The organism is Collinsella sp. HCP28S3_E12 (genome assembly GCF_052065595.1).
Taxonomy (GTDB): Bacteria; Actinomycetota; Coriobacteriia; order Coriobacteriales; family Coriobacteriaceae; genus Collinsella.
The window spans coordinates 24,315-42,406 of record NZ_JBQHTS010000019.1 but is presented as its reverse complement, the minus strand read 5'-3'; the positions used below and the strand labels follow the sequence as shown (position 1 = coordinate 42,406).

General features: G+C 57.5%; 11 protein-coding genes and 1 rRNA gene. 8 read left to right on the top strand and 4 right to left on the bottom strand.

Annotation, left to right across the window (positions count from 1 at the left end; genetic code table 11):
- The 4 genes from rrf to uvrB form a co-directional block, all read left to right on the top strand.
- Nucleotides 1–87: ribosomal RNA gene (gene rrf, locus ACTNBY_RS07840) — 5S ribosomal RNA — on the top strand; the annotation flags it as partial.
- A 192-nt stretch (nt 88–279) separates the two neighbouring features.
- The gene (gene coaE, locus ACTNBY_RS07835; protein WP_154517538.1) at nt 280–921 is read left to right on the top strand and encodes a dephospho-CoA kinase; all 642 of its coding nucleotides are present in this window, start codon (nt 280–282) and stop codon (nt 919–921) included.
- On the top strand, nt 914–1,495 hold the full coding sequence (locus tag ACTNBY_RS07830; RefSeq protein WP_441032774.1) for a lytic transglycosylase domain-containing protein: 582 nt from the start codon (nt 914–916) through the stop codon (nt 1,493–1,495). Before coaE ends, ACTNBY_RS07830 begins: the two co-directional genes overlap by 8 nt.
- Nucleotides 1,496–1,546: 51 nt before the next feature.
- A complete protein-coding gene (gene uvrB / locus ACTNBY_RS07825; protein WP_441064051.1) occupies nt 1,547–3,787 on the top strand; it encodes an excinuclease ABC subunit UvrB in 2,241 nt (746 codons plus the stop codon).
- A 65-nt stretch (nt 3,788–3,852) separates the two neighbouring features.
- On the opposite strand, the gene ACTNBY_RS07820 is transcribed toward uvrB, so the two are convergent.
- The 4 genes from ACTNBY_RS07820 to ACTNBY_RS07805 form a co-directional block, all read right to left on the bottom strand.
- A complete protein-coding gene (locus ACTNBY_RS07820) occupies nt 3,853–5,493 on the bottom strand; it encodes an NAD(P)/FAD-dependent oxidoreductase (protein WP_441064049.1) in 1,641 nt (546 codons plus the stop codon).
- Between the two features lie 80 nt (nt 5,494–5,573).
- Entirely contained in the window at nt 5,574–6,845 is a 1,272-nt protein-coding gene (locus ACTNBY_RS07815; RefSeq protein ID WP_441064048.1) for an NAD(P)/FAD-dependent oxidoreductase, read from the bottom strand.
- Nucleotides 6,846–7,676, bottom strand: a complete 831-nt coding sequence (locus ACTNBY_RS07810; protein WP_427718672.1) for an Mrp/NBP35 family ATP-binding protein — start codon at nt 7,674–7,676, stop codon at nt 6,846–6,848.
- Between the two features lie 145 nt (nt 7,677–7,821).
- Nucleotides 7,822–9,975, bottom strand: a complete 2,154-nt coding sequence (locus ACTNBY_RS07805; protein ID WP_441064046.1) for an LTA synthase family protein — start codon at nt 9,973–9,975, stop codon at nt 7,822–7,824.
- A gap of 194 nt (nt 9,976–10,169) precedes the next feature.
- Here ACTNBY_RS07805 and uvrA point away from each other — a divergent pair, with 194 nt between their 5' ends.
- The 4 genes from uvrA to uvrC all read left to right on the top strand — a co-directional run bounded on the left by uvrA (nt 10,170) and on the right by uvrC (nt 17,932).
- On the top strand, nt 10,170–13,049 hold the full coding sequence (gene uvrA / locus ACTNBY_RS07800; protein WP_441064045.1) for an excinuclease ABC subunit UvrA: 2,880 nt from the start codon (nt 10,170–10,172) through the stop codon (nt 13,047–13,049).
- A gap of 134 nt (nt 13,050–13,183) precedes the next feature.
- Entirely contained in the window at nt 13,184–13,684 is a 501-nt protein-coding gene (gene ybaK, locus ACTNBY_RS07795; RefSeq protein WP_154517518.1) for a Cys-tRNA(Pro) deacylase, read from the top strand.
- Nucleotides 13,685–13,687: 3 nt separating this feature from the next.
- Nucleotides 13,688–15,985, top strand: coding sequence for a murein biosynthesis integral membrane protein MurJ (murJ, locus tag ACTNBY_RS07790; protein ID WP_441064043.1), 2,298 nt, complete (start codon nt 13,688–13,690; stop codon nt 15,983–15,985).
- A 60-nt stretch (nt 15,986–16,045) separates the two neighbouring features.
- Nucleotides 16,046–17,932, top strand: a complete 1,887-nt coding sequence (uvrC, locus tag ACTNBY_RS07785) for an excinuclease ABC subunit UvrC (protein ID WP_441064053.1) — start codon at nt 16,046–16,048, stop codon at nt 17,930–17,932.
- Nucleotides 17,933–18,092: the final 160 nt, after the last annotated feature.

Below are 18,092 nucleotides of genomic sequence, written 5' to 3'. Positions count from 1 at the left end.
CGGTCCCGTTCCGAACCCGGAAGCTAAGCCCCATCGCGCCGAGAGTACTGCGGGGCCAGCCCGTGGGAGGCCAGGGCGCCGCTGACCGGTGGACGGCACCGAGCCGTCATCGAGAATCGAGAAGGGGGAGGCCTCGCGGCCTCCCCCTTTTTTGCGCTATATACAAGCTGTGCCTTGTGAGCGGACTCTTCCTTTGACTCTCTTACTGTTTGGCTGTTTTTTGAACCGTCGCTTTGTATTTGCGCGATAATTACTCGCATTGACGTTAGGGAGGGCTTGATGTTTACCGTTTTCGTTTTGGGCAATATTGCTTCGGGTAAATCGACTGCCTGCCGCTTTCTGGAATCTCGCGGAGCCCTGCTTATCGATTTAGATGTTCTTGCCAAATCGCTGTACGTACCGGGGTCGGATATCGTCAATGCTCTTGCTGAAGAGTTTGGCTGGGATATTTTGGACGAGGATGGCGGTGTTCGACGTAACGTTCTCGCTTCTCGAGCTTTTGTTTCTCCCGATACGGTTGCAAGGCTCAATAGTATTGTTCACCCCGCTCTCATTGAGCAGCTTTCGCTGAGGATTCTCGATCCTGCTTGCTGTACGGTTTCGTCCCCCCGCTATCCCTTTGCGGCGGTCGAAGTATCTGCTCCGACTGGCTTTGAGGATGCCTTTGGCCTTGCGGATGAAATTATGGTTGTTAGCGCTCCTTTAGCGGTCCGTCGCGAACGCGCTATTCACCGTGGTATGGAGCCATCCGATTTTGATGCTCGCTGTGCTTGCCAACCCGATGAGTCTTCGCTTTGCAGTCTCGCCACGACCGTGATTGATAACGCAGCGGGCGACAGCTCGCTCTTTGAACAACTGGACGCGTGGCTTGCTCGCCATGGCCTTATGGATGCTATGGATAAGGAGACGACAGATGCCTAAGACGCGTTTCTTTACGTGGTATCGCCTTGTGCCGCTGGTTGTCGTTTTCGTCTTTGGCCTTATCTCGCTCGTTTACTCGTGTGCTCCCGCCGCTTTCTTTAAACCGTTCTATCCGATTGACTATGAGGCGTATGTAAAGCAGTCCAGTATTTCGCATAATCTCGATCCGTATCTGGTGTGTGCCGTCATCAAGTCGGAATCAAATTGGGATCCCGAGGCGGAATCAAACCAGGGCGCCCAAGGTCTCATGCAACTTATGCCCGAAACCGCTCAGGATATGATCGCTAAGGGCCTTGTCGACGGGGATGAGTATTCTGCCGATAACCTGAATGACCCCGCTTCGAATATCGAATTTGGGTGCGCGTACCTCTCGTACCTGTTGACGTATTTCAATGGTTCGACGGATAGCGCTATTGCTGCTTACAATGCCGGAATGGGCAATGTCGATGGGTGGGCGCAGCAAAACACATCGCTCCATAACGCGATTGCCTTTCCCGAGACGCAAGCCTATTTGATTCGTGTCAATAATGCCTGGATTCGCTATAAGACCCTCTATCCCGACCGGTTCGTATAGGACTATGCCTGCCGCCTGCGTATACTGCAGATGTATGAGTTAGGAGTATCCATGGCGGATTTTGAAGTTGAGCGTGTTGGCGGAGAGCTCAAACGTTTTGGCGTTGAGGGCTCCGAGGTACCGTTTGAGGTCGTGTCTCCCTATGAGCCTGCAGGTTCACAGCCTAAGGCCATTGAGTCGCTTGTGCAGGGTGTGAGGGAAGGAGACCGCTATCAGGTTTTGCTTGGCGTGACCGGCTCGGGCAAGACCTTTACCATGGCCAAGACCATCGAAGCTCTCGGTAAGCCAACGCTGGTCATGGCCCCCAACAAAACCCTCGCCGCCCAGCTTGCGAGCGAGCTCAAAGAATTCTTTCCCAACAACGCCGTGGTCTACTTCGTCTCGTACTACGACTACTATCAGCCCGAGGCATATGTGCCGCAAAGCGATACGTATATCGAGAAGGATGCTTCGATTAACGAAGAAGTCGAGATGCTTCGACATCAGGCGACCGCCTCGTTGCTTTCTCGACGCGATGTGATCGTCGTTGCTTCGGTGTCCTGCATCTATGGCATCGGCTCTCCTGAGGACTATGCGGGGCTGGCGCCGAATGTCGACAAGAAAGTACCGCTCGAGCGCGATGACTTTATCCATGCGCTCATCGACATTCAGTACGACCGGAACGACTATGACTTGGCGCGTGGCACCTTCCGCGTGCGCGGTGATGTTGTCGATGTGTATCCGCCCTATGCCGAGCATCCGTTGCGATTTGAGTTCTTTGGCGATGAGGTCGAGCTTATCGCCGAAATCGATGAGGTTACCGGTGAGATGCTTCGTGAGTATGAGGCTATTCCCGTGTGGCCGGCATCGCACTATGTGACCGAGAAGCCCAAGGTCAAGGCGGCCTTGAAGTCAATCAGTGAAGAGTGCGAGAAGCGCGTGGCGGAGCTCAAGGCGACCGACAAGTTGCTCGAGGCGCAACGTCTACAGCAACGGACCGATTATGACCTCGAGATGCTCGAGACCATGGGCTTTTGCAACGGCATCGAGAACTACTCGCGTCATCTGGACGGGCGTAAGCCGGGTGAACCGCCGTTTACCTTGATTGACTACTTCCCCAAGGACATGCTCTGCATCATAGACGAGAGCCACGTGACGGTGCCACAGATTCGCGGCATGCACGAAGGCGACCGATCGCGCAAAGTTACGCTTGTTGAGCATGGTTTTCGCCTGCCCTCGGCGCTCGACAATCGTCCGCTTCGCTTCGATGAGTTTGAGGCGAGGATTCCGCAGTTCATCTATGTTTCGGCAACGCCGGGCGACTACGAGCTGCGGGTGAGCCAAAACGACGTGGAGCAGATTATTCGTCCGACCGGCCTGCTCGATCCCAAGATCGACGTGCGTCCCGTTCGCGGTCAGATTGACGATCTTGAGGACGAGATTCGCGAGCGCGTTGCCCGCAAGGAGCGCGTGCTGGTGACCACGTTGACCAAGCGCATGGCCGAGGACCTGACCGACCATCTACTTGATGCGGGCATTAAGGTCAATTACATGCACTCTGATACGGCGACAATGGACCGTGTCGAGATCCTGCGAACGCTGCGCGAGGGCAAGATCGATGTTCTCGTTGGCATCAACCTGCTTCGCGAGGGCTTGGATCTTCCCGAGGTCTCACTGGTGGCAATTCTCGATGCCGATAAGGAAGGCTTCTTGCGCAACCGCCGTTCGCTGATTCAGACGATTGGCCGTGCGGCCCGTAACGCCGATGGCGAAGTCATCATGTATGCAGACGTTGTGACCGATTCGATGAAAGCGGCCATCGAGGAGACGCGGCGCCGTCGCGAGATTCAGATGGCATATAACGAAGAACATGGCATTGTGCCCAAGACAGTGCGCAAGGCCATCAACGACATCTCAAGTTTTATTGCCGAGGCCGAAAAAACTGTGGGCTCCAAGGGACGCTCGAAGGGCGACTCTCTTGGCCATGGCGCATTCTATACGCCCGATGAGTCGGGCGAGGGCGGTGTGCCGGAAACGGTGGCGCCCGAGCAGACACTTGCGGAACAGTTGGAAGAACTACCGCATGACGAGCTTGTGCGGATCGTCGAAACCATGGAAGAGGATATGCGTAACGCTTCTGCCGTCATGGACTTTGAGGAGGCGGCGCGCCTGCGTGATGCTGTCGTTCAGATTCGGGCGATGCTCGAGGGTGCGTCTGAGGACGAGACGATCGAGCGCTTGCGTTCGCAGGCCCGCAAGGGTTCCACGTTCGCATCGGGTAGAAAACGCCAGGGTGCACGGTTTAAGAAATAGCGAACAGGCCCCGAGTTCCCTGTGGAGCTCGGGGCCTGTGTCTTTTGCGCGCTGGAATTCGTTCGCTAGAGGTCTGCGATCAGGGCTTCGGCACAACGGATACCGTCGGTGGCCGCGCTCATGATGCCTCCGGCATATCCAGCTCCCTCACCACAAGGGTAGAGGCCCGGGGTCGACACGGCATGGCACGTTCGGTCTCGGGTGACAGTGACCGGTGAGCTCGAACGAGTCTCCACGCCGGTAAGAACGGCATCGGGGCGGTCGTAGCCCCGTAGCTTTTTTCCGAGTAGGGGAAGTCCCAGGCGGAGCGACTCGACGATATGCTGCGGCAGGGCTTCGTCAATTGCCGTCCAGGTCACACCGAGCGGATAGGTGGGCTTTACCTTTCCGGGCGCCTTGCTGGCGCGTCCTGCGAGGAAATCTCCGACGAGTTGTGCCGGTGCGTTCCAGTTGGAACCGCCCAGGCGATAGGCGGCCGCCTCGCAGGCGCGCTGGAGCTCGATGCCGGCGAGCGGGTCATCGTCGGGAAGGTCCTCAGGCGTGACGTTAACGAGCAGGGCGGCATTTGCGTTACGGCCGTCGCGGGCATTGAGGCTGGCGCCGTTGACGCACAGGTGGCCCTGCTCGGAAGAGGCGGCGACAACCTGCCCGCCGGGGCACATGCAAAACGAGAACACGCTGCGGCCGTTGGGAAGATGGGCGACGAGTTTGTAGGGGGCTGCTCCGAGGGCAGGATGTCCCGCCGAGGCTCCATATTGGGCTCGGTCGATGTCGCGCTGCGGATGCTCGATGCGAACGCCCATGGCAAAGGTCTTTTGTGCGAGGGCCACGTTGTGGTCCTTAAGGAGTTCAAAAATATCGCGAGCAGAATGCCCGCAGGCGAGGATGAGGTGCTTTGTCTCAATTGGCTCGTAAGCGGCGTCTTGGGACGATTGGACATCAATACCGGTGATGGCGCCAGACGCGTCGATGCGAATGTCGACGAGTTTTGTTCGATAACGGACGATACCTCCGAGCTGCTCGATGCGCTGGGATATAGCGGTAACAACCGTGGGAAGGATGTCGGAGCCAATGTGCGGCTTGGCATCCCACAGAATATTGCGGGGCGCACCCGCCTCGACGAAGGTATCGAGGATGAGGCGATGGGCGGGATTTTTGGTTCCCGTATTGAGCTTGCCGTCCGAGAAGGTCCCCGCGCCGCCCAGGCCAAACTGGATATTGCTCTCGGGGTCGAGGATACGCTCCTTTAGAAAGAGGTCGATCGCATGCGAGCGGCGAAATGCCGGGTCGCCGCGCTCGATGAGCAAGGGCTTCAGACCCGCTTCGGCAAGGGTGAGTGCGGCGAAAAGGCCGGCACATCCGGCACCGACGACGACGGGGCGCTCTTTGGGTGCGCTAGAAACGGGGGAGGGGAATGAAGGCTCATCGTCTTCTATCGCGCGTACGCGCGAGCGGTCACGCTCGGCAACGCTGTCGACCGCTTCTCGCTCGAGGTGGGGACTAGTCAGCTCAACACGAAAGCTCAGGATAAAATGGACGTCTCGTTTTTTGCGAGCGTCGATTGACTTGCGGTGGAGCTCGATGGACTTGATCTCGGAGTCCTTGCAACGCAGGACGCGCTTGGCGAATCGCTTGCCAACAATGAGGCAGGCATTTTCATCGCCGGCTTCATCGAGTGACGCGTTGACTTGGGTGAGTTCGATCATCGAGGTCTCCTTAGAGGCAAGAAAGAGGCCGTCCGGTATCCCAGACGGCCCGAATGCGTTTTTGATTATAGACTGTGCGGCTACAGGCTGCTTGCAGCGCGAATGCCCGAGATCCAGGCCCACGCAAGGTTAAAGCCTCCGCAATCGGCGTCGATGTCGAGCGCTTCGCCGCAGACGTAAAGCGGGGCGTCGACAACGCTGCACGCGTGTAGACTGGGTGTTGAGATGCTCTCGACAGATACGCCACCACGCGTGACCTGCGCCGAGCGCTCCTCGGCTGTTCCCTCGACGAGCAACTTAAAGTGCTTGAGGAACGAGACCAGGTGGACGACATCGTTGGAGCCTGGATGGCACTGCTCGAACGCTGTGCAGACGACGCGGGAGAGTTGCGGGGCGAGCATGCCGTCGAGCCAACGGGGATCGCGGGGCGAAAAGCCGCCGAGCAGCTCAACGCGCCGGTTAAGCATATCGAGCAACTCGTCTTTAGAGAGGTCGGGGAAAACGTCGAGCAAGATCGTATCGCCGCGCTGGATACGACGGGAGAGGTTGAAGACAGCGACGCCCGAGATACCGAAGGTTCGAAACAGTACTTCACCGTCTTCGTGCCAGAGCTCACTATGGTTACGGGTGAGCGTCAAGCGGGCGCGGACGCGCAGACCATCCAACGTCTTGAGTGCCGCCCGATCGCCGACGACCGTTGCCGATACGGGGCAGAGGATGGGGCGCAGCGAAGTGAGGGGGAGGCTAAACGTATCGGCGATACCGGTGGGGTTGCCACCCGTGGCGATAATTACGGCATGTGCCTCCAGGGCCTCGTTCTTGCGAGGGACATCGGCGAGTGCTTTCCGAAGCGAGCGGAGCTCCGATTTTCGGTCGTCGTGCTTTTTTGCCTTGAGCGCCCGCGCTGGACGGTTTATTTGGAGTGCCCAGCCTTCGGAAGCTTTGTGCGCCGAGGCAACGTTGGCCCCGCAGACTAAGGTGATACCTAGGCGGTCGCAAACGTTGAGAAGCGCGTCGCGTACCGATTCGGCGCGAAGGGAGCGCGGGTACAGCCGGCCTTCCTCGGAGGTTGTCATGATGCCCAGCGAGGAGAAGAAACCCATAAGCTCTTGTTCGGGCTGGGGGCCCATGACGGATTCGACGAATGCGGGGTGGTTATACCGCTGTGGATCAATCGATTCGTTGGAGAGGTTGCAGCGACCGTTGCCGGTCGCAAGGAGCTTAAGGCCGCAGGCGACATCGCGCTCAACGATGCAGACGCTTTTGCCAGCGCGTGCGGCCGTAATGGCGGCGGCGAGGCCTGAAGCCCCGCCGCCGATTACCAGGACGTCATAGAAGGCGCTCGTGTTCACTTAGGCCTCGTCGGTCTCGTGCGGGGCAATGGCCTCGACGGCAGAGACTGCCTGGGGCAACATGCCATCGGGCAGCGCGGTCTCGACCTCGCCCTTATCGCAGGCCTCGGCGAGTGCCGGATTAATGGGAAGCTGGCCCAAGATGTCGAGGTTATAGCGCTCTGCGACCTCGGGGAGCTTGCTCTTGCCAAAGACCTCGATCTTCTTGCCGCAGTCGGGGCACTCAATATAGCTCATGTTCTCGACAATGCCCAGAATGGGGACGTTCATCTTCTCGGCCATGTTAACCGCCTTGGCGACGATCATCGAGACCAGATCCTGCGGGCTCGTGACGATGACGATGCCGTCGACGGGCAGCGACTGGAAGACGGTGAGCGCGACGTCGCCTGTTCCCGGAGGCATGTCGACCAGCAGATAGTCGATGGGGCCCCACGAGGTCTCGCTCCAGAACTGCCTAATGGCGCCTGCGATGACAGGACCGCGCCAAAGGACGGGGTCGGTCTCGTTTTGGAGCAGCAGGTTGGAGCTCATGACCTTGACGCCGTGCTCGGAGATTTCGGGCAGCATAAGGTTGCCAAGGGCATGGACGTGGCGTCCGCTCATACCGAACATCTTGGGGATAGAGGGACCGGTGATGTCGGCATCGAGGACGCCGACCTTGTGGCCGTGACGGGCAAGCTCGGTGGCGATGGCACCGGTGACAAACGACTTGCCGACACCGCCCTTGCCGGAAAGCACGGCGATGACGCGTTTGACCTCGGACAGCGTGTTCTCCTCAAATTGCGACGGCGACGTTTGTCCGCCGGCGGCCTGTGCGTGCTCGCAACCCATGTATGACTCCTTTGTATATGTTGGGGCCGGAGCCCCGTGATGTGACACGAGCGTCATTGTACCCTCGTTTGCGAGCGGGAGTCATTTGTGATGCATTTGGGCCGAGTGTGCTTGCAATACGATGGGCCCAAGCGAATGAGCGGGCTTACTGAACTTTGCTGGCGAACTCGAGGTATTGCATGCGCTGCAGCTTGTCGATCGTCGAGGCGTATGGGCTGTCTTCAGATTCCAAATCGTAGCGCAGCCCGTCGGCACCAAGATAGCCGGCGACATTGATGGTGGGCACATCTGACCTTGTTGCAAGCAGAGCCTTTTGATAGTCGGTGAGCGGGGCGCCGATCTTATTAAGGGTAATGGCTGCAATCTCGTTTGCCCCGACGGTGTCGTAGACGTTGAGCTCGGTATTGCCGGCGATTTCATAGTTAGCCCAGACGAAATAGGTCGACTGATAGATACGGAAAGCGTGGCTTGCCGTATCTTCCTGAGGGTACAGCTCGTCGTTGAGAGTCGTTGCGGCGCTCGGCTGATGGTCGCCAAAAAAGACAAGGACAACCGGTCTTCCGATATTGCGGAGCTCGTTGATAAAGTACTCGAGGTCCCGGTCGGATGCGTTGATGCAGGTAAGATAGGTGTTGAGCGCGCTATTGGCGCCCTCGCTGGCTCCCTCGACCCAATAGTTTGTCAGCTCTTCGGCGGGAACGGTGCCATAGTCGTAGCCGCCGTGATTTTGCATCGTGACGTCAAAGATGAACTGCGGGGCTTCGTCGGTTCTAAGCAGGTCGAGTATCTTGTCGTAGGTGGCGTAGTCGCATACGCCGGCATGGTAACAGGGCGCACCTTCGAAATCGCCGATTGAAAGAAAGTCTCCAAAGCCCAGCTGCTGATAGATTTTATCTCGATGGTAGTTGACGGGGTTTTGCGGGTGCATAGCGGTAGCGGTATACCCAAGCTCCTTAAGGTCCTTTGCCAGGCTGTTGACGCCATTCATCTGATATAGCTGATAGGGGATTTTGCCTAATCCGACAAAGGCCGTTGTCGCTCCGGTCAAAAATTCGAATTCGGAGTTCGCCGTTCCGCCACCGGCGACCGAAGCGAGCATGGTGCCGCGAACAAGTGTGTCGGGAAGCGAGTTGTAGAATGCGGGGCCGGTGTACCCGGCCGCCTGGAGCTGCTCAAAGCACGAAAGGTCGCTAAAACTCTCGTTCATGACGGCAACAATCGTCGGCTTGATTTCATTGAACTGGGCAACGGCCGCCGCGCGCTGCTCGCTCGAGCCATACGTGCTGTCGTAGGTGGCGGCGAGCTCTTGCTCGATGCTCTGCGCCTCATCGGGCGTATAGTCTTCGGGCTTCTCAATGGGCAACTCGTTGACCATTTCGGTGAACGAAGTGATAAAACCCTGAGACGCATACGTGGTGATGGGCTGCCAACGGTCAAATCCAAAATTCAGCGCCTGCTCCAAGTCGATGCTGGAAAAGCCCGAGAGCCCCACAACGGTCACTAGCAGAAAAGCGCAGAGGTTAGCGGCGATTGCGGGGAAGACATGGGTGGGCGTACGGAGCTTTCTCGGTCGAATAAGCGAAAGAAGCCCCAGGGAAATCTCTAGCAGGGCTAGAGAGGTTACGATTCCGGCGGTAAAGGTAAACTCGTATCCCTCGCTCACTTCCATTGCGGTGCCAAGGGCCAAGATATCGCTTGGCAGGATGGCCTCGCCTTTAAACGTTATGACGAAGTGCTCGGCAATGCCAAGGATGCAACAGACGACGGGCACGAGGACCATGACGCCTCCATGACGCTGTCCCAGCAAATAAAGGGAGAGCAGAACCGTCGCGAGCAGCCCGACGGAAAACCCGAATGAGTTGGCGGGAATGCGATAGAACGTTTCGTTGCAGGAAATTTCGAGTGAAACGAACGAGAGCGCTGAAACAGCGGCGATGACAAGGATGTCACGGCAAATACAGGCAACCGTTCCCGTCGCAAGATCGGTTTGGTCGATAAGTCCCGAAACCAAAGGCTCGACAAGAAGTATGACGGCGGCAGCACCGAGCGCCGAATAAGAAAGGACCCATAGGGAACTGCCCTCATTTACGAGCAATTGATTCGTAATCCATGCAGCTACCATGCCGAGCGGGATGAGGAGCGTCGCGCACCAAAAGACGCGGGCAATGGGCGGCTTTTCATTGTGTTTGATTGAAAAATACACGCGCACGACGACGGTGGCCACGATAAGGACGGCGATGAATATGGGCAGATTGGCCATGTCGCTCGAAGTGATTTCAAGGGGGATATCTTCGGTCATGGACGTTCCTCTGTTACAGCAAATTAAGTTCAGTGATTAGATTACTGTAACCTTTCCACGGCATTTCGAGAAACAAAGCGCCCGATACGCAAAGCTAAAGGTCTGCGAATCTTGTATTACGAACATCTGTGCGCGTCGAGTGCGCTAAACTCATCGGCAGTATGATTCGATGCAATAGGAGGCAAGGAGCTTCCATGTCTGATTCTTCTATCGTTATTCGCGGCGCTCGTGAGCACAACCTCCGTGATATCGATGTTTCCATTCCGCGTGACCAACTCGTGGTCATTACCGGTCTTTCTGGCTCGGGCAAGAGCTCGCTGGCATTTGACACTATCTATGCCGAGGGCCAGCGTCGATACGTCGAGAGCCTTTCGAGCTATGCGCGCCAGTTCTTGGGCCAGATGGACAAACCCGACTTGGATTCAATCGACGGCCTTTCGCCGGCGGTGTCGATCGATCAAAAGACGACGTCTAAAAACCCTCGCTCGACGGTTGGCACCGTAACCGAGATTTATGACTATCTGCGCCTGCTGTTCGCCCGTGTGGGCACCCCGCACTGTCCCGAATGCGGCCGCGTCATTGAGCGCCAGACGACCGACCAGGTTGCCGACAAGGTCTTGGCGGCGGGGGAGGGTCGCCGCGCGTTTGTGCTGGCACCGGTGGTGCGCGGGCGAAAAGGCGAGTACACCAAACTGTTTGAGGACCTTCGCGCCGAGGGCTTTAGCCGCGTGCGTGTCGACGGTGAAGTGCGCTCACTCGACGATCCAATCGATCTGGACAAGAAGTTCAAGCACGATATCGAGGTCGTGGTCGATCGCATCGTGATCCGTGAGAACTCTCTGGGCCGTATCGCCGAGTCCGTTGAGCAGGCGACCGCGCTGGCTCACGGCAATGTAAATGTGTACATGCTGCCCGATCGTGATGCTCCCGAGGGGACCGAGGGCGAGCTGCTGGAGTATTCGTTGGCCTTGGCGTGCCCGGAGCATGGACACTCCATCGACGATCTTCAGCCGCGTGATTTTTCGTTTAACGCTCCCTATGGCGCATGTCCTGAGTGCGACGGCCTGGGCTTTAAGAAAACCGTTGATGCCGAGGCGCTGATCGAGGACCCCTCGAAGTCCATTGCCGACGGAGTCTTTGGTAGCCTGTTTGGCAATTCGAACTACTACCCGCAGATTTTTGCTGCGGTCTGTAAACACTTTAAGGTAAGCGCTGATACGCCGTGGGAGGACTTGCCCCCTCGCGTGCGTCGTACATTCTTGGATGGCCTGGGCGATACGAAGATCTCGGTTGACTACCAAAAGCTCGACGGACGTCGTAGCCAGTGGGATACCAAGTTTTCGGGCGTTCGCAACATCCTGTACGAACGCTATACCGAGACGACGAACGAGAACACCAAGGCGCGCTTGGAGAAGTACATTCGCGAGGAACCGTGCTCGAGCTGCCACGGCGCTCGTTTGCGCCCTGAGATGCTCGCCGTCACCGTGGGCGGCAAGTCCATTTACGAGGTTTGCTGCCTGTCGTGCCGTGAGTCGCTCGAGTTTTTTGAGGGCCTGGAGCTCACCGAGCGCCAACAGTTTATCGGCGGGCGCATCGTCAAGGAAATCCTGGAGCGCTTGCGTTTTCTGGTCGATGTTGGACTCGACTATCTGACGCTCGATCGTGCCTCGGCGACGCTTTCTGGTGGCGAGGCGCAGCGTATTCGCCTGGCAACGCAGATCGGCGCGGGTCTCATGGGCGTGCTCTATATTCTAGACGAGCCATCGATCGGCCTTCATCAGCGCGATAACGAGCGCCTGATCAAGACCCTTGAGCGCCTGCGCGATATCGGCAATACCGTCATCGTCGTCGAACACGACGAGGACACGATCCGTGCCGCCGACTACGTGATCGACATGGGGCCCGGCGCCGGCGTCAACGGCGGACACGTAGTCGCGGCGGGAACGCCTGCCGATATCATGGCGTGTCCTGAGTCGATGACGGGCGCTTATCTGACCGGCAAACGAATGATCCGGGTGCCTGATGAACGGCGCAAGCCCGGTCGCGGCTGCCTTAAAATTACGGGCGCTCGAGCTAACAACCTCAAAAACGTTACTGCCAAGATCGAGTTTGGTACGCTTACGGTTGTTACCGGCGTGTCGGGATCGGGCAAGAGCTCCCTGGTTACCGACACCATTGCGCCTGCCCTTACGAATGCTATTCACCGTTCGACGCGCCCTGTGGGTCCGTATAAGAAAATCGAGGGCATCGAGTGTATCGATAAGGTTATCGATATCGACCAGTCGCCGATTGGCCGCACACCGCGTTCCAACCCTGCTACCTATATTGGCCTGTGGGATGATCTTCGCGCGCTGTTTGCGAGTACGCCGGAGTCGAAGGCGCGCGGCTACTCGCCGGGTCGTTTCTCCTTTAATGTGAGTGGCGGGCGCTGTGAGGCGTGCAAGGGCGACGGACAGATCAAGATCGAGATGCACTTCCTTCCCGATATCTACGTTCCCTGCGAAGTTTGCGGCGGTAAACGCTACAACCGCGAGACACTCGAGGTCACCTACCGTGGCAAGACCATCTCGGACGTGCTCGACATGAGCGTCACCGAGGCGCTGGCCTTCTTTGGGAATATCCCGCAGATTAAGCGCAAGCTTCAGACTTTGTATGACGTTGGCTTGGGCTATGTGAGTTTGGGGCAGCCTGCCACGACGCTTTCGGGCGGCGAGGCGCAGCGTGTGAAACTCGCCAAGGAGCTTCATCGACGCCAGACGGGCAAGACGTTCTATATTTTGGACGAGCCGACGACCGGCCTTCATTTTGAGGACGTCCGCCAGCTGCTCGATGTGCTGCAGCGCTTGGTCGATGCGGGCAACACGGTGCTGGTGATTGAACACAACCTTGATGTCATCAAGGTTGCCGACCGCCTGATCGATATGGGTCCCGAGGGCGGCAATGGCGGCGGAACCGTCGTGGTCTCGGGTACGCCGGAGCAGGTCGCGGCATGTTCGCAGAGTTACACGGGCAAGTTCTTGGCACCGCTGCTCAAGCGCGACCGCGAGCGTCAGGCACAACTCGACGCCCAGTAAAGAGACGCCGTCGTACGAGAAGCGCCACCGATTCCTTTCGATTCGGTGGCGCTTCTGTGTGTCGAGATGACGTATGCGGCTAAATTGGACATATACTTAGGCGTTACGTTCGAATGCGAGGGAAGGGACATGCCATGGCAAAGGCTGCAAAGACGCCGAAAACCAATGCGATGCGCGAGCTGGAAAACGCCGGCATCTCCTATATTCTCCATACGTATGAAGACGATGGCGATGAGTCGGTGGGTTTAGGCGTTGCAATTTTGGAACAACTTGGCGAGGAGCCTGGCCAGGGGTTTAAGACCTTGGTTTGCGTGACGCCGTCCAACGAACACGTTGTGTGCTGTCTTCCCGTTGCCGACGAGCTTGACCTAAAGGCCGCCGCGCGCGCCGCTGGTGAAAAGTCGCTGACCATGATGCATGTCAAGGACTTGCTTGCCGCGACGGGGTATGTCCGGGGCGGCTGCAGTCCAGTCGGCATGAAAAAACGCTTTCGGACGCTGATCGATGAGACATGCGTCCTTTGGGATACCATTTTTATCTCAGGCGGTAAGCGTGGCTATCAACTTGAGCTTGCCCCCGACGACTTAGTTGCATTTTGCGGGGCGACGGTTGCCCCGATCACGAGAGAGGACTGAGCGATGCCGCAGGAAGAATCGAAGCGCGGAGCTCACTTTGCAAAGGGTTCGGCTTCTCAGACGCCCGCGCCTGAGGCTTCTTCGGTCGATGACCAGATTCGAAACGCTTGGTCCGTTGCTGCAGATCCAGGGGAGACGGCTGTGTATTTGCGTGCCGCCGGTGCCGGTACGGTGCCTCCCCGCACGATTCTCTCTTCGGCTCGCCCCGATGAGACGGCGGTGTTTTTGGCCGCGGCTCAATCCCGTGCCGGACGGATGCCTGACGCCGGGGCGTCTCGTGCGCCGCGTCCCGATGAGACGGCGGTGTTTTTGATGGCGGCTCAGGGAAAGGGCGCACTGCAGGGTGTCCCAGCCGATCGTCCCGCGAGGCCTGCAACCGACGGTGATGGCGAGCAGTTGCTTTTGGATGACGAGTGGTCACCGCTCGGCTCGACCGATCCGGTCGAGGGCGTTGCTGTTGAGGACGATGATTGGGGTCCTTTGTCGTTTTCTGGTCGAACCGCTGCCGCCAGGGAAGTTGACACGGTGTTTGGTAATAATGCCGTAGCTAACGATGACGCTTCGTTTGACAACGATGTCACGCCTGTTGACGGAGCTTTTTCTGCCGATGATGCCGTTTTGGTCGACGACCCCTTCGCGATAATCGATGAGCCTGATATCGAGGTTGATTCTCGACAACACACTGAAGTCAGCCCCCAATCACAGGACGACGTAGATGATATGGGCTCGTCGGACTACTCTACGGTTGGCCGCTCTGCCGGCCTCATGACTGCACTGACCATTGTGTCGCGCGTCACCGGGTTTATCCGTACTTGGGCTATGGCTGCCGCCATCGGCATGTCGCTGCTTTCGTCTTCCTATCAGGTCGCCAACAACCTGCCCAATATGCTCTATGAGCTCGTGATGGGCGGTATGTTGGTTACCGCCTTTTTGCCGGTGTACATGGGCGTGCGTCGTGAGCAGGGTCGCGACGCCTCAAACGAATACGTAGGTAATCTGCTCGGCATCCTGCTTTTGCTGCTGGGCGGCATTTCGGTGTTGGGCACCGTGTTTGCTCCGGGCTTTATCTGGACGCAGTCGTTCCTTTCGGGCGATGGCGGAAGCATGGATACCGCTGCATTCATGTTCCGTTTCTTTGCCATTCAGATTTTGTTCTACGGCTTGGGCTCGGTGTTCTCGGGCGTTCTTAACGCGCATCGTGACTACTTTTGGTCGACGTTCGCCCCGGTACTCAACAATGTGATTGTCATTGCGAGTTTTATGGGCTTCGCTCCCGTATCTGCCTGCTTTGGTGAGCAAGCGGGCGTCGTTTTGATTTCGCTCGGCACGACGCTTGGCGTTTTTGTCCAGATGGCGTGCCAGATTCCCGCACTCGGTAAGCATGGTGTCCGGCCTCATATTCATATCGACTTTAAGGATCCTGCACTGCGACAGACGCTCGCGCTCGGCGTCCCGACGTTGCTCGCTACGGTATGCATGTTCGTGTCGACTTCCATTACCAACGCAGCCGCGCTGGTGGTGCAGCCCGAGACCGGTCCTTCTGTAATTGCCTATGCGCGCCTTTGGTACACACTGCCTTATGCCTTGATAGCCGCCTCGCTCTCGACGGCGCTTTATACCGAGCTTTCGCACGATGCCCAGGAAAAGGATTATGACAGCGTGCGCGTTGGTATCTCGCGCGGCGTGGCCCAGATGCTCTTCTTCCTGATTCCTTTCGCGCTATATCTCATTGTGTTTGCCCGTCCGCTCAACATGATTTATTGCGCCGGCAAGTTCGACGAGTCGGGTGTGGCGCTTGTGTCCGAGTTTCTGGTTTATCTGGCGCTCTCCCTGCCGCTCTACGGCGTGGTCGTGTTGATGCAGAAGAGCTTCTCGGCGTTGCTCGACATGAAGCCCTATAGCCGCTATTGCCTATACTCTGCTATCGGTCAGGCTGGTTCGGTTCTGCTGTTTGGTGTGGTGCTGGGCTATGGCATGCCTGCGATTGCGATGTCGTATGTTGTCGACTATGTGATTCTGGTCGGCTGTTCGCTGTGGTGGCTGCGTCGTCGTCTGCAGGGTCTTCAGGTTAAATCTATTCTGCACGGCTGCTTCTATGGCCTTTTGCTCGGCGGCCTGGGTGCCGCAGCGGGTGCCGGCGTTTTGTGGGCGCTCGAGAGTTTTGTCGGAGCGCTTGGCGGATCGATTCTTATTACCTTGGGCTATGTTTGCATCGCGGGCATGGTTTCACTTGCCGTGACTTTTGGCCTTGCCGTCCTTCTAAAGATGCCTGAGGTCTCCGCGCTTCTTCGCCGCAGGTAGGCAGTCGTGGCAGGTCATGACAACATTCCAACGCTTGCCGAACAGGTTTCGCGTGTGCCCATGCAGCCTGGCTGCTACCTTTGGAAAGATGCCAAGGGCGATGTCATTTACGTTGGCAAGGCTAAAAATCTGCGCTCGCGCATGCGTCAATATGTGACGTTGCAGGACGAGCGCCAAAAGATTCCACTGATGATGCAGCTGGTTGCGAGCTTTGACTATATCGTTGTCGAGAACGAGCACGAGGCGCTGGTGCTCGAGCGCAACCTGATCGGTCAATACCATCCGTACTTTAATGTCGACCTTAAGGACGATAAGAGCTATCCCTTTATCGCTATCACCAAGAGCGATCTGTTCCCAGCTATTAAATATACTCGTGAGCGTCATAAGCCGGGAACGCGTTATTTTGGTCCCTATACCGACAGCCGCGCGGCGCGCGAGACCATTGATACGCTGCGCAAGGTAATCCCGATCTGCTCGGCTTCTTGTGCGGAATGGCGTCGATGCCGCCGTATCGTCGAGTCCCACAAGGGCGAAGAAGATATCGTCAATATGATTTGCGCTCAAAACGGGCGTCCCTGCTTTGACTTCCATGTTGGCCGCGGCCCGGGGGCATGCGTCGGTGCGATCTCTCCAGCCGACTATGCTAAAAACGTTAAACGCGTCGAGCGATTTTTGTCGGGCCATCGTAAAGATGTCGTTGATGAGCTTACATCCGAGATGACGGACGCCGCCGAAGCGCTCGATTTTGAGCGGGCGGCGCGCGTCAAGCGTCGCTTGGAAGTTATTAGGGGCCTGGACGACCGACAGCAGGTCGTTTTTCCGTCGAGTGTCGATCTCGATGTGATTGGTTTCTATCGAGAAGAGACCATTTCGGCCGCCTGCGTGTTTGTTGTGCGCGAGGGGCGAACGGTTCGAACCTGTGAGTTCATTCTCGATAAGGGCCTGGATGTCGATGAAGAGGAGCTTCAGTCGGGCTTTCTCAAGCGCTATTACGACGAGACGGCTGATATTCCAGCCGAGGTGAACCTTTCCGTCGAGCTTGAGGATGCGGAGGCGCTAGGGGAGTGGCTTTCGGACAAGCGCGAGCGTTCCTGTCATCTCCATAGGCCTCAGCGCGGCGAAAAACACCGGTTGCTCGATATGGCATCTAAAAATGCGCGTCATGCCCTCATGCGTTATATGATGCGCACGGGATACGCCGACGATCGCACCAATCGAGCGCTCCTGGAGCTTGAGAGCGCCTTGGCGCTACCTGCGCCGCCAATGCGAATCGAGTGCTTCGATATCTCTACGCTTCATGGCACCTTTACGGTCGCCTCGATGGTGGTGTTTACCAACGGCCACGCCGACAAGAGCCAGTACCGCCGCTTTAAAATCCAGGCCGAATTGGACGAGGCGAACGACTTCGTTTCGATGTCCGAGGTTTTGGGGCGTCGCTATGCTCCCGAGCGGATGACCGACGAACGTTTTGGCTCGCGCCCCGATTTGCTCGTTGTCGACGGCGGCAAGCCGCAATTGACGGCTGCAATTAAGCAACTTGAGGCCCTTGGGCTCGATATACCAGTTTGTGGTTTGGCAAAGGCCGATGAGGAGGTTTTCGTGCCTTGGGATGAGACTCCTGTCGTACTTCCGACCGGGTCTGCGTCGCTCTATCTCATCAAGCAGGTGCGCGACGAATCGCACCGTTTTGCCATCACGTTCCATCGCGAATTGCGCGATAAAGCCATGACGGTTTCGGTACTCGATGACGTTCCAGGCGTGGGACCCACTAGAAAACGTGCAATTATGCGCCATTTTGGCTCGATGAAGCGGTTGCGCGCGGCGAGTGAGCAAGAGATCGCGGAAGTTCGCGGCATACCTGCCGATGTTGCCAAGGCGGTCCACGAGGCGCTCGTTGCATGGAATGCCGAGCGCGCCGAGGTCGCGGCTGGCCATTCCGATAGCTAAACACGAGCATAAACAACTGATATACATGATTGCGCGATTTTCAACCATTTATTTCGCCATGATTGCCTGCTGGTTTCGGGTTTTATTAACGCTAAAACGTTTGACTAACCCAAGCGAAAACCCTGCTATCCTGCGGGTTGACGAAGACTGATATCTCACC